Below are 12,372 nucleotides of genomic sequence, written 5' to 3'. Positions count from 1 at the left end.
CTACGGGGCTCGGTTGAGGTCGACGGAGAGGATGTGCACCGGTTCGACGAACGCGTCCAGGCGGACGTAGTTGTCGTCGCCCCAGGTCCACGACTGACCGGTGACGAGGTCGCGCACGGTGTAGGTGCCACCGGGCTGCAGGCCGAACTTCGTGACGTCGAGGTGGACGGTGGTCTCGCGCGCCGAGTGCGGGTCGACGTTGGCGACGACGATGATGCCGTCGGCGCGTCCGCTGCGGGTGTGGGCCCTCGACAGGTACTTCGAGAAGACGAGGATGGACTCGTCGTCGCTCGAGTGGATCTCGAGGTTGCGCAGCTGGCGCAGGGCCGGGTGGGAGGCGCGGATGCGGTTGAGCTGCGTCAGGTACGGCGCCAGCGACGCCCCGGCCTCTTCGGCGGCGGCCCAGTCGCGGGGCTTGTACTCGTACTTCTCGTTGTCGATGTTCTCTTCGCTGCCGGGCCGGGCGACGTCCTCGAAGAGCTCGTACCCCGAGTAGACGCCCCAGGTCGGCGAGGCCGTCGCGGCGATGGCGGCGCGGATCTTGTAGGCCGCCGGACCGCCGAACTGGAGGTAGGGCGTGAGGATGTCGTGGGTGTTGACGAAGAGGTTCGGGCGCAGCCAGGCGCTCGTCTCCTTCGACAGCTCGTGGAGGTACTCCTCGAGCTCCCACTTCTCGTTGCGCCAGGTGAAGTACGTGTACGACTGGTGGAACCCGACCTGGGCGAGCGCCTGCATCATGGCCGGCTTGGTGAACGCCTCCGAGAGGAAGACCACCTCGGGGTTCGTCCGGCGGATCTCGTGCAGCAGCCACTCCCAGAAGCGCACGGGCTTCGTGTGGGGGTTGTCCACGCGGAAGATCGTCACGCCGAGCTCGATCCAGTGCCGCACGATGCGCAGCACCTCGCGGCTGACGCCCTCGTAGTCGTTGTCGAAGTTCAGGGGGTAGATGTCCTGGTACTTCTTCGGGGGGTTCTCGGCGTAGGCGATGGTGCCGTCGGGCAGCGTCGTGAACCACTCGGGGTGCTCGGTGACCCAGGGGTGGTCGGGCGAGCACTGCAGGGCCAGGTCGAGGGCGAGCTCGAGGCCGGCGTTCTTGGCGGCGTCGACGAACCACCGGAAGTCGGCGACCGTGCCGAGGTCGGGGTGGACGGCGTCGTGCCCGCCGTCGGGCGAGCCGATGGCGTACGGCGACCCGGGGTCTTCTGGCCCGGCGGTCAACGTGTTGTTCGGCCCCTTGCGGAACGTCGTGCCGATGGGGTGCACCGGCGGGATGTACACCACGTCGAAGCCCATGCGGGCGATCGAGGGCAGGCGGCGGGCGGCGGTGCGGAACGTGCCGCTCTTCCACGAGCCGTCGGGCTGCTTGCGGGCACCCTCGCTGCGCGGGAAGAACTCGTACCAGCTGCCGAGGCCGGCGCGGCTGCGCTCGACGCGCAGGGCTTCGGGGGCGCTGCGCGTGACCAGGCTGGCGAGGGGAGTCACCTGCAGGACCGCGGCGAGGCGTGGGTCGGTGGCGACCCGGAGGCGCGCGGCGGGGGAGAGGGCGACGTTCGCGAGTGCCTTGGCCGCGTCGCGGATGAGGGTCGTGTCGGGGTGGTCGGGCACGGCGTCGGTCAGCAGGCGGCTGCCGATCGCGAACGTGACCTCGACGTCGAGGCCGGCGGGCACCTTGATCTCGGCGGCGTGCAACCACGTGGCCCAGTCGTCGGTGTAGGCCTCGACCTGCCAGGTCCAGTCGCCCTCGGCCTCGAGTTGGACCTGGGCGGTCCACCGGTCGGTGCCGGGGATGCCCGCGACCATGCGGTGCCGGGACTCGACCCCCTCGGGATCGGTCGTGACGAGGTCCGCTCCGATCAGGTCGTGACCCTCGCGGAAGACGGTCGCCCCGAAGGTGACCACCTCGCCGGAGAAGGCCTTCGTCGGGAACGCGCGGTCGGGGGTCGTCGGGGTGAGTCCCGTAATGGGGATCCGCCCGACTCTGGGTTCGTATGCTGTCGCCACGCTGTCGACCGTACCCGGTCTGGCCCGGCCGGTGCCGGGCCGGGTCGTCCCCGGGCGGTCGGCGACCGAACGGGCTGCCCGACGGCCGGATCGGGGTACGGGGCGGCGTCCCCCCTGTCACCGACAGACACCCTCGTCCGTTTTGTCCCCCCAACTGGGTGCATGCGGATGCATCAAAATTCTGTCCGCACTTCGGGGGACCGCGTAGTGTCGATCGTGTCGTCGCGGCCTGCCCGCCCGTCGGACCCGAACCCGGCGAGAGCCCGGCGCCCGACGACACCGATCGGCTGCCCGACCCGGAGCCGACAGCCCCGCAGCGCCGTGCACACCCGACGTCGACCCGACCGACGGTGCACGGCGGTGCTCGAGCGCGCCCCGGCGCGCGGAACAGGACCGACCATGAACAAGCTCGTCACGGGTGCCGTCGCCGGTGCCGCCGGCATCGCCCTCCTCCTCGGCGGTGCCGGCACCTTCGCCCTCTGGAACGCCAGCACCGAGGTGAACGCCGCGAGCGTGGCCTCGGGCACCCTCTCGCTCACCCCGTCGTCGGCCGGCAGCTGGACGGACGTCACGAACGGCCGCAACGCCGCCCTCACGACCGCCCAGGTGGCGGCCTACAAGGTGGTCCCCGGCAGCAAGCTGCAGTTCACGCAGCCGATCACCATCGCCGCGTCGGGCACCGACCTGCGCGCCGACCTCACCTACGACGCGACGTCGGTCACCGGCAGCCTCAAGCCGTACGTGACGAACGCGCTCACCGTCTCGACCGCCGCCGGCAGCTCGACGCTCCCCTCTGGCGTCACCGCGGGCAGCACCCCCGGCAGCTACGTCGTCGCACCCGTCGCGGCCGGCAGCACCTCGGCCGTCGTCACGTTCGTCGTCGAGCTGCCCTCGACCGTCACCGACGCCGCCAGCCAGGGCGGCACCCTCGACCTGAGCAAGCTGACCTTCACGCTGAAGCAGCGCGCCATCGCCTAGCGGCTGCGGGCCGCCCGTCGGCCCCGCACCCCGCTGCACCGATCGGCGACCGGACCGCACCCGACGCGGTCCGGTCGCCACCTCCTCGTCCGGGCCGGTCGGCCGCCGGGCAGGACCACCGCACGACCGACCGCCAGCACGACCGACCATCAGGGGGTGAGCCGATGTCGAGACCGTCACCCAGGGGACGCGCGCGTCACCGCTCGGCCGAGCGCGCCTCCTCGCCTCGCCGTCCGCTGCGGTCGCTGTGGGCCTGGACGGCGGTCGTGGCCGGGGCCGTCGCCGTCGCCCTCGTGGCGACCGGGGGCACCTACGCGCTCTGGAACGGTTCGGTGGCTCCCACGTCCGTCACGATCGCCTCGGGCACGGCCGGTCTGTCCGTCGGCGACGTCAAGGCCCTCGACACGACCGTGCTCGGCCCCGGCGGGTCGACCGCCGGCACGTTCACCGCGACCAACACGGGGTCGGTGGCCCTCGCGATGCGGGTCGCCGCCGGCACCACCACCGCCTCGACGTCGTCGCTCGTCGGCGAACTGACGGTGCGGCTCGCGGCCGTGGCGAAGGCGGCGGACTGCACCACCGGCGTGGGCGGCTACTCGGCCCGCCCCTCGGCCTTCGACACCGGCAGCGGCTACTTCACGTTGCCGGCGGGGATCACCGTCACGGGGTGCGTGGTCGTCACCCTCGACTCGGACGCCCCCGCGGCCCTGCAGAACCAGACCTCGTCGATCGGGCTCGTCCTGTCGGGCACGCAGGTGGCGCCGTGACGGGCCGTCGGGTGCGCGCCTCGGCCCGTCGGCTGACGGCCGCCGTCGTCGTCGGCGTGGTCGTGGGCGTCGTCCTGGCCTCCGGAGGCGCGGCGGCGGCGCTCTGGACGGCGTCCGCGACCCTCACCGAGCAGGTCAGGACCGGCGCCGTCTCCCTCTCGGCCGGGACGGTGGACGGCCTGCAGGCCGACTACGCCGGCTCGACGAGGTCGCTGACCGCACCGTGGACCTTCACGAACTCGGGCACGGTCGCGGCCACCTACTCGACCAGCGGCGTCCTCAGCTCGGGCAGCTCGACCGAGCTCGCCCGGTCGATCGCGCTCGTGGCCTGGCCCGTGACCGCCGCCTCGGCCTGCACCGCCTCGGCCTCCGTGGGACCCGACCGCGTCGAGGGCACCTGGGCCGCCGTGCCGAACCTCACCGGGACGCTCGCGAGCAAGGCGTCCGTCGTCTGGTGCCTGCGGACCTCCATCGCGACGTCCTCGCCGACCGGACGGATCAACCCGACGCTCACGGTCTCGCTCGCCGCCGGGTCGTGGACGGCGAGTCCGTTGGACCGCCGCATCGTGCAGAACAACACGATCGCCCCGGTCCAGACCGCGGTCTGCCGACCGGACGGCGAGGCCTACGCCTGGCTCGACTTCGACCCGTCGTCGCGCGAGACCGCGACCCGCTACGCGACCTACGTCGGCAGCACCCGCGTCTCGAACACCGAGCAGACGGGCGACTACCCGCACTTCGCCTTCACCCGCGACAACCTGCCGAAGGACCCCTTCGGCGACGGCACGATCAGCGTCGACATCCGCGTCGTGGTCGACGGCCAGCCGACCGACCTGATGGCCGTCGGCAGGCTCGCCGTGGTCTACGACCAGTACGGCACGAGGAACATCCAGTGTCCGTGACGCGTGGTCGGGCGGCCGTCGCCACGGTCGCCGGCGTGGCCCTCGTCACGGCGGTCGGCGGTGCCCTGGCGTCCTCGGCGTCCGGGGTCACGGCGGTCGCTCCGGACGCACCCCGCCTGATGGTGAGCGACGACGGTCGGCACTGGCAGGGTCGGCTCGACTCCGCCCTGTTCGGCGACGACCTGCTGCTCGTGCCGGGAGCCGACACGACCGGCACCTTCTGGGTGAAGAACGTCTCGACCGGGCCGGCGACGCTCGCCGCCCGGCTCGTCGACGTCACCACCTCGTCGGCCGCGTTCGCCGAGCGGGTGGCGGTCAGCTCGCACTCCGACCTCGACCTCGGCGACCTGCCACCCGTCACGCTGGCCGACGACGGGTGCACCCTCGTCCTGGCCCCGCTCCGGCTCGCCGCCGGGCAGGAGGCACCGGTCACCGTGTCGGTCGCACTCGACGAGTCGGCGGGGGCCGGCACGGGCGGTCAGACGCTCGACTTCGGCGTCCTCGTCACCCTCACCGGTCTCGCCGGGGGCGCCCGGCCCGCGGGCTGCTCGGCGGCCGGGACCGCGGACCCCGGCGACGACGCGAGCGCAGGAGGCGCGGGGGGCGACCGCGTCTCGAGCGCGACCGTCGAGGCGGTGGCGGGCCGCGCCTCCTCGGCTGACGAGGCCGACGGGGCGGCGACCTCCGTCGACGGCGCGCGCCGATCGGGCGGCGCGGTCGGGTCGGGCGAGCCCGCCGACGCTGACGCCGGCCCTCGCGACGGCACGGACCTGCCCGTGCACGCCCTCGGGGTGCCGGACGACTTCGTGCCCCGACCCCTGCGGGGCAGCGGGCTGCCGCTGCTGATCGCGGCGATCGCCGTGCTGTCGGGCGCCTTCGTGGCGGTCGGGCGACGTCGGGCGGGCGTCGACCACGACGCGGGGGAGCAGCCGTGACCGGCCGACGGGCCGCCGTGCGGCCGCGGGGCCTGCGGCACGCCCTCGGCCTCGGTCTCAGCGCGGGTCTGCTCGCCGTCGTGCTCGGGCTCGCGGTGGTGCTGATCGTCGTGCCGAAGGTCGCCGGGGCCACGCCGCTCACCGTGCTGACCGGTTCGATGGAGCCGCGGCTGCCCCCGGGCACCCTGATCGTCGTGAAGCCGACGCCGGTCGACGAGATCCGCATCGGAGACGTCGTGACCTACCAGATCGAGAGCGGACGGCCCGAGGTGGTCAGCCACCGGGTGACCGAGATCGTGTCGTCCTCGGACGGCGGGACGGCGTTGGTCACGAAGGGCGACGCGAACTCCGAACCCGACGCCGCCCTCGTGCTGCCCGAGCAGGTGCGGGGCACCCTGTGGTACTCCGTGCCCTGGCTCGGTTTCGTCAACCAGGTCGTGAACGGCGACGCCCGGTCGTGGATCGTGCCGCTGCTGGCGGTGGCGTTGCTCGGCTACGCGGGCTACGCCCTGGCGACCGGGATGCTCGAGGCGCACCGCCGTCGGACGCGGAGGGCCCGCCCGGCCCCCCGCTGAGCGGGAGGCCGGACGGGCCCCGGGGTGGCGCGGTCTACTTCGTGAAGCCGACGATCGTCCAGTCGACGTCGCTCGCTCCGGCGCGGGCGCCGTAGTTCGCGAGCTTCGGGCTCTGGAACGAGATGAACGGTGCCTGGATGATCGGCATCGAGTGCCCGATCTCCCAGATCTTCTCGTCGGCCTGGTTGTAGAGGTCGGCGGCCTTCTCGGGGTCGCCCTCGCCCACGGCCTCGCTCAACAGCTCGTCGATCTCGGGGCTCGAGACGCGACCGTAGTTCTGGCCCTGCTCGTCGGAGTTGTAGATGCTGACGCTGGACGCCTGGTAGCCGGTGCCCTGCCAGACGAAGATCGTCATGTCGTAGTTGCCGGGCGTGACGTTGTCCTCGAAGAAGGCGTCGACGGCCACCGCGTTGATCGTCAGCGTGATGCCGACGGCGGCGAGCTGGCTCTGCATGACCTCGGACAGCTGCTGCGAGATCGGCGTGCCCGAGGGGATCGTCACGGCGATCTCGAGCTTCTGGCCGTCCTTCTCGAGCACGTCGCCGTTCAGCTCCCACCCGTCGTCGGCGAGGATCTTCTTGGCCTCGTCGACGTCGTAGTCGCCGGTCTCCTTCGCGTTGTCCTGGTAGGCGCCGTCGGTGCTGAGGAAGAGGTGGTTGTTCAGCGTGGTCAGCTCGTAGGGCAGCGTGCCCGTGATGACCTTCCCGAGGGCCTCGCGGTCGACCGCGTGCTGGATCGCCTGGCGGATCTTCTCGTCGGCCAGGATGCCCTTGGTGCTGAAGTCGACGTGGGTGTACCGGGCGGACGGTGCCGCCCGGATGTCGGTGTCCTTGGCGTCCTTCAGGCGGTCGTACCGCTCGGACGAGTTGCCGGTGACGTAGTCGATCTCGCCGTTCAGGTAGGCGTCGACGTCGGCGTCGCTGTCGAGGGCGCGGAAGACGATCGAGTCGAGCTTGGGGGCGTCGCCCCACCACATCTCGTTCGGGACGATGGTGACCGTCTGGGCCGTCGTGTCGATCTTGTCGACCTTGTACGGCCCGGCGGACGCGGGCAGCGCGTCGACGTAGGCCGTGTTGAACGCGTTCGGGTCGTTGTAGAGGCTCGCCGGGTAGAGCGGGGCGAACATGCTCTTCCAGTCCGAGAACGGCTCGGAGTAGGTCACGACGACCTGCTTGTCGCTCGAGCCCGCCTCGACCGAGGCCATGCGGTCGGGGCCGAGCGTGCTGCCGACCTGGTAGGCCGGGTTCGAGCCGTCGAGGGCGGTCTTCCAGGCCTGGAAGTCGGCGACCGTGATCGGGGTGCCGTCGTTCCACACCGCGTCGGGGTTGATGTCGTAGGTCACGACGAGCGGGTCGTCGCTCGTCGCCTCGGCGCTCGTGACGAGGTCCTCGTCGATCTGGGGCACGCCCTTCTCGTCGATGCGGAAGGGCTGCGGCAGCACGGCGCTCTCGACGAGGGACGCGTCGCCGAGGGCGCCGTCGAGCTGTGCGTAGTTCCACTGCGAGGGCAGCTGGCTGAGCGGCAGCGTCAGCGTGCCGCCCTGCTGGACGTCGGCCGCCGCGGTGGCGTTGATGTCGCCGTCGGGGGACAGCTGGCCGTTCTTCGCGGCACCGTCGCCGTCGTTCCCCCCGCCACCGCTGCACGCCGTGACGACGAGGGCGATGCTGACGAGGCCGGCCGCGAGGCCGGCCTTCTTCGTGATCTTCATGGCACTCCGAACCGAATCGTGGTGAAAAATGCTGATCAGAATCGCAGGACATCGTGTCGCGGCTCGTGATGGCACGAGGCGCGACGCGTCGCGACATCTGACAGCGTGTGCACAAATGTACGGACGCCCTGAATCCACGCAAACTTTCATGTGAATTCGTTACATGCTCGAAACCTGGCCAGCTGGTCGGGGCTCGGGGTACGTCTAGTGTGAACTGCCATGGCTCGTTTCCTCGCCCGCCGGCTGGTGTACTACGTCGCCCTGGTCTTCATCGCGACGTCGCTCACCTACTTCCTCGCCTCGGCGACCCTCAACCCGCGCTCCGTCTACGCCGACCGCAACCCGCGTCCGTCGTCCGAGGTCGTCGACGCGAAGCTCAGCTCGATCGGGGTCAACGACAAGGACCCGCTCGGCGAGCGGTACGTCCACTGGCTCGGCGGTGCCGTCACGGGCGACCTCGGCCAGACGATCCAGGACAAGCCGGTCACGCAGGAGTTCGGGCCGCGGCTGGGGGTCAGCCTGCGCCTCCTGCTGGTCGGGTCGGTGCTCGGCATCGTGCTGGCCGTCGTCGTCGGGACGTGGAACGCGATCCGGCAGTACGCGTTCTCGGACCGGGTCTCGTCGGTGCTCGCGTTCGTCCTGATCTCGACGCCGGTGTTCCTCACGGCGGTGCTGCTGAAGATCGGAGCGACGAAGCTCAACGACGTGCTCGGCTACCAGGTGATCACCTTCACCGGCGAGGCGACGCCCAACCTGACGGGCGGCTTCGGCACGATCGCCTGGGACCGCATCGCCCACCTGCTGCTGCCGACCATCTCGATCGGCATCGGGCTCATCGCGGTCTACAGCCGCTACCAGAGGGCCACGATGCTCGACGTGCTGCAGGCCGACTACATCCGCACCGCCCGGGCCAAGGGGCTGCGCCGCAGGCCGGCCATCTTCAAGCACGGGTTGCGGACCGCCCTCATCCCGATGACGACGCTGTTCGCCTTCGCGTTCCTCGGGGTGCTGACCGGCGCCACGTTCACCGAGAAGATCTTCGCCTGGAACGGCCTCGGCGCCTGGTTCATCGACGCCGTCCAGACCAACGACATCAACATCGTCGTCGCGTACACCCTCTACAGCGCCATCGTCGTGCTGCTCGCCGGCTTCGTGTCGGACGTGCTGAACGCGGTGCTCGACCCGCGCGTCCGAGCGCAGAAGTAGGGCCGCCCCATGACCCGGTTCACACCCGACCTGCTCGAGGGGCCGTCCGACGCCGTCGCGCCCGAGTCGCGCGAGGAGGCGGTGGCGACGACGCCGAACCGCCTCGTGCTGACCTTCCGCCGCCTGTTCGCCAACCGCGGCGCCACCGTCGGCCTCGTGGTGATCGTGCTGCTGTTCGTGTTCGCCTTCGTCGGTCCGCTCGTGTCCCCGTACGCCTACAACTACATCGACTACACGGCCCTGTCGTCCCCGCCGAGCGGTGCCCACTGGTTCGGCACGAACAACATCGGCCAGGACGTCTTCGCCCAGACCGCCAGGGGCCTGCAGAAGTCGTTGCTGATCGGCCTGCTCGTCGCCCTGTTCTCGACCGTCATCGCCGGCATGCTCGGCGCGATGGCCGGCTACTTCGGCGGCTGGGTCGACCGGGCCGTCATGGTCTTCGTCGACCTGCTGCTCGTGCTGCCGTCGTTCTTGATCATCGCGATCCTCTCGCCGCGCCTGAAGCAGTACGGCTGGCTCATCCTCGTCGCCCTGCTCGCGCTGTTCGGCTGGATGATCACGGCCCGCGTCGTGCGCTCGTTGACCCTCAGCATCAAGGAGCGGGAGTTCATCCGGGCGGCGCGCTACATGGGCATCGGCCACTTCACGATCATCGTGCGGCACATCCTGCCGAACGTCGCCTCGTTCCTCGTCATCGACGCCACGATCGCGATCGGCGCCGCCGTGCTGACCGAGTCGGGGCTGTCGTACTTCGGGTTCGGCGTGCAACCGCCCGACGTGTCGCTCGGCACGCTCATCGCCCAGAACCAGAGCGCGGCCACGACCAAGCCCTGGTTGTTCTTCTTCGCGGCCGGCGCCCTCATCGTCTTCGCCCTCGCGAGCAACCTCCTCGGCGACGGTCTCCGCGACGCGCTCGACCCGACCTCGACGGCCGGTCGCACCGGCCGGCGCCGCCGCACGCGCGGCCGGACGGCCGAGAGCTCGGGAGGCGCGGCGCCCCTCGGTCGGACCGGCGGCGTCTCCGAGGCCGCGAGCCCCGCCCCCGGGGCCGACGTCGGCTCACCGGCGCCGACCCGCACCTCCCCGGCGTCCGACGCCCGCCCGACGTCCGCCCCGCCCCGCACGAACGACGAGAAGGGGGAGCGCGCATGACGCTCACCGAACCGGTCGACCGCACCCGCGCCTCCTCGGATCCGGTGCTCGAGGTGCGCGACCTGACCGTGACCTTCCCGACCCCCGACGGCGACGTGCGCGCCGTGCGCGGCGTCGACCTGACCCTGCGTCGCGGCGAGGTGCTCGGCATCGTGGGCGAGTCGGGCTCGGGCAAGTCGGTCACGAGCCTGGCCGTGCTCGGTCTGCTGCCCTCCACCGCCAAGGTCACGGGGTCGATCAGGCTCGACGGCGACGAGCTGCTCGGTCGCGGTGACAAGGCGATGTCGGCCATCCGGGGCAGGCGCATCGCGATGGTCTTCCAGGACCCCCTGTCGGCCTTCACGCCGGTGTACACGGTGGGCCAGCAGATCGCCGAGACGGTGCTCATCCACCGGGGTGGCTCGAAGGCGCAGGCCCGCGACCGGGCGATCGAGCTGCTGGGCCTCGTCGGCATCCCCGAGCCCGAGCGCCGGGTCGACTCGTTCCCGCACGAGTTCTCGGGCGGCATGCGGCAGCGGGCGATGATCGCCATGGCGATCGCCAACGACCCCGACGTCATCCTGGCGGACGAGCCGACCACGGCCCTCGACGTCACGATCCAGGCCCAGGTCATCTCGGTGCTGCGGACGGCCCAGCGCGAGACCGGGGCCGCCCTGGTCTTCGTCAGTCACGACCTCGGCGTCATCGCCGGCTTCGCCGACCGCATCGCCGTGATGTACGCGGGGCGCGTCGTCGAGACCGCCACCGCGGACGACCTGTTCGCCCACCCCCGCATGCCCTACACGGTCGGCCTGATCGGGGCGTTGCCCCGGCTCGACCAGCGCTCGGACCAGCCGCTCGTGCCGATCCCGGGCACGCCGCCGTCGCTGCTGTCGCTCGCTCCCGGCTGCCCGTTCGCGGCGCGTTGCCCGCTGGTGACCGCCGAGTGCCGGGTCGACGAGCCGGCCCTCGTCCAGGCCCCCGCGGTCGAGGCGGGCCACCGCGCCGCGTGCCTGCACGCCGACCGGCTCGTCGGCGAGGGCACCGACCCGGAGGACGTCTACGACCTGCCGCCCGCCCCGACCTCGGCCCTGGCGGCGGTGCCCCGAGCCTCTCGGGACCGCGTGCTGCACGTCGACGGACTGGTCAAGACCTTCCCCCTGACCAAGGGCTCGGTGTTCAAGCGCCGGGTCGGCAGCGTCTGGGCCGTCGACGGCGTCGACCTCGACGTGCGCGAGGGCGAGACGCTCGGGCTCGTGGGCGAGTCGGGATCGGGCAAGAGCACGACCCTGCACGAGATCATGGACCTGCGGGTGCCCGAGGCCGGCACGATCGAACTGCTCGGCACGGCGCTCGACCGCAAGCTCGACGGGTCGACGGTCAAGCGGTTGCGCGGCGCCGTCTCGATGGTCTTCCAGGACCCCATGGCGAGCCTCGACCCCCGGCAGCCGGTCAGCGACATCATCGCCGAACCGTTGCTGGCGATCGGGCGACCCCGCGACGAGGTGTCGCGCCGCGTGCCCGAGCTGATGCGGCTCGTCGGCCTCGAGGCGGCCGCGGCGACCCGGTACCCGCACGAGTTCTCGGGCGGGCAGCGGCAGCGCATCTCGATCGCTCGGGCGCTGGCCGCCGACCCGAAGCTGATCGTGCTCGACGAACCGGTGTCGGCGCTCGACGTGTCGATCCAGGCGGGCGTGCTCAACCTGCTCGCCGAGCTCAAGGCGGAGCTCGACCTGTCGTACCTGTTCGTGTCGCACGACCTCTCGGTCATCCGACACGTGGCCGACCGGGTCACGGTGATGTACCTCGGCCGCACGGTCGAGACGGGCCCGGTCGACGAGGTGTTCGAGCACCCGCTGCACCCCTACACGCAGGCGCTGCTCTCGGCGGTGCCGGTGCCCGACCCGGCCAAGGAGCGCGCCCGCGAGCACATCGTGCTGCCGGGCGACCCGCCGACGCCGACCGTGAAGCAGACGGGCTGCCGGTTCCGCAGCCGGTGCCCGTTGTACGCGATGCTGCCCGAGGCCCAGCGCTCCCGGTGCGAGGACGAGGTGCCGACCATGCTGCCGCACGGCCGCGACGGCGCCGACCACACGGCCGCCTGCCACTTCGCCCGCGAGAAGCAGCTGGTCTGAGCGGCCGGCGGCCGGAACCCCCGGGACTCGCCGA

Annotated in this window: 10 protein-coding genes; 8 read left to right on the top strand and 2 right to left on the bottom strand. The window is 71.7% G+C overall.

What is annotated here, in order from left to right; translation table 11 throughout:
• Positions 1–2,001 carry an alpha-1,4-glucan--maltose-1-phosphate maltosyltransferase gene (locus ABID81_RS00875; RefSeq protein ID WP_488627441.1) on the bottom strand — a complete coding sequence of 667 codons (2,001 nt, stop codon included), beginning with the start codon at positions 1,999–2,001 and terminating at the stop codon, positions 1–3.
• A gap of 399 nt (positions 2,002–2,400) precedes the next feature.
• Here ABID81_RS00875 and ABID81_RS00870 point away from each other — a divergent pair, with 399 nt between their 5' ends.
• The 5 genes from ABID81_RS00870 to ABID81_RS00850 all read left to right on the top strand — a co-directional run bounded on the left by ABID81_RS00870 (position 2,401) and on the right by ABID81_RS00850 (position 6,158).
• Positions 2,401–2,979: an alternate-type signal peptide domain-containing protein gene (locus ABID81_RS00870; RefSeq protein ID WP_354592969.1), complete on the top strand. Its 579-nt coding sequence runs from the start codon at positions 2,401–2,403 to the stop codon at positions 2,977–2,979.
• Between the two features lie 164 nt (positions 2,980–3,143).
• Positions 3,144–3,746, top strand: coding sequence for a TasA family protein (locus tag ABID81_RS00865; protein ID WP_354592968.1), 603 nt, complete (start codon positions 3,144–3,146; stop codon positions 3,744–3,746).
• Complete coding sequence (locus ABID81_RS00860) at positions 3,743–4,648, top strand: hypothetical protein (protein ID WP_354592967.1); 906 nt, start codon at positions 3,743–3,745, stop codon at positions 4,646–4,648. Before ABID81_RS00865 ends, ABID81_RS00860 begins: the two co-directional genes overlap by 4 nt.
• Positions 4,639–5,583 carry a hypothetical protein gene (locus ABID81_RS00855; RefSeq protein ID WP_354592966.1) on the top strand — a complete coding sequence of 315 codons (945 nt, stop codon included), beginning with the start codon at positions 4,639–4,641 and terminating at the stop codon, positions 5,581–5,583. Before ABID81_RS00860 ends, ABID81_RS00855 begins: the two co-directional genes overlap by 10 nt.
• Positions 5,580–6,158, top strand: coding sequence for a signal peptidase I (locus ABID81_RS00850; protein WP_354592965.1), 579 nt, complete (start codon positions 5,580–5,582; stop codon positions 6,156–6,158). The genes ABID81_RS00855 and ABID81_RS00850 overlap by 4 nt, the downstream gene beginning before the upstream one ends.
• 34 nt (positions 6,159–6,192) lie before the next feature.
• Here the strand turns inward: ABID81_RS00850 and ABID81_RS00845 are convergent, their stop codons facing one another.
• Complete coding sequence (locus tag ABID81_RS00845) at positions 6,193–7,866, bottom strand: ABC transporter family substrate-binding protein (RefSeq protein ID WP_354592964.1); 1,674 nt, start codon at positions 7,864–7,866, stop codon at positions 6,193–6,195.
• Between the two features lie 219 nt (positions 7,867–8,085).
• On the opposite strand from ABID81_RS00845, the gene ABID81_RS00840 reads away from it, so the two are divergent.
• The 3 genes from ABID81_RS00840 to ABID81_RS00830 are packed head-to-tail and all read left to right on the top strand — an operon-like array spanning position 8,086 to position 12,338.
• Positions 8,086–9,072 (top strand): ABC transporter permease, encoded by a 987-nt coding sequence (locus ABID81_RS00840; RefSeq protein ID WP_354592963.1) that lies wholly within the window; start codon positions 8,086–8,088, stop codon positions 9,070–9,072.
• Between the two features lie 9 nt (positions 9,073–9,081).
• Complete coding sequence (locus tag ABID81_RS00835) at positions 9,082–10,224, top strand: ABC transporter permease (protein ID WP_354592962.1); 1,143 nt, start codon at positions 9,082–9,084, stop codon at positions 10,222–10,224.
• Positions 10,221–12,338 carry an ABC transporter ATP-binding protein gene (locus tag ABID81_RS00830; protein WP_354592961.1) on the top strand — a complete coding sequence of 706 codons (2,118 nt, stop codon included), beginning with the start codon at positions 10,221–10,223 and terminating at the stop codon, positions 12,336–12,338. The genes ABID81_RS00835 and ABID81_RS00830 overlap by 4 nt, the downstream gene beginning before the upstream one ends.
• The last annotated feature ends 34 nt before the right edge of the window (positions 12,339–12,372 follow it).

The sequence above is a fragment of the Frigoribacterium sp. PvP054 genome, assembly GCF_040547465.1.
GTDB lineage: Bacteria > Actinomycetota > Actinomycetes > Actinomycetales > Microbacteriaceae > Frigoribacterium.
The sequence above is the reverse complement of the archived record's forward strand: the minus strand, read 5'-3'. Positions and strand labels throughout refer to the sequence as shown.

Excerpts from the sequence above, each read along its gene's own strand:
- ABID81_RS00870 (WP_354592969.1), top strand. The coding sequence starts at position 2,401 with ATGAACAAGCTCGTCACGGGTGCCGTCGCCGGTGCCGCCGGCATCGCC.
- ABID81_RS00865 (WP_354592968.1), top strand. The coding sequence starts at position 3,144 with ATGTCGAGACCGTCACCCAGGGGACGCGCGCGTCACCGCTCGGCCGAG.
- ABID81_RS00845 (WP_354592964.1), bottom strand. The coding sequence starts at position 7,866 with ATGAAGATCACGAAGAAGGCCGGCCTCGCGGCCGGCCTCGTCAGCATC.
- ABID81_RS00840 (WP_354592963.1), top strand. The coding sequence starts at position 8,086 with ATGGCTCGTTTCCTCGCCCGCCGGCTGGTGTACTACGTCGCCCTGGTC.
- ABID81_RS00835 (WP_354592962.1), top strand. The coding sequence starts at position 9,082 with ATGACCCGGTTCACACCCGACCTGCTCGAGGGGCCGTCCGACGCCGTC.
- ABID81_RS00830 (WP_354592961.1), top strand. The coding sequence starts at position 10,221 with ATGACGCTCACCGAACCGGTCGACCGCACCCGCGCCTCCTCGGATCCG.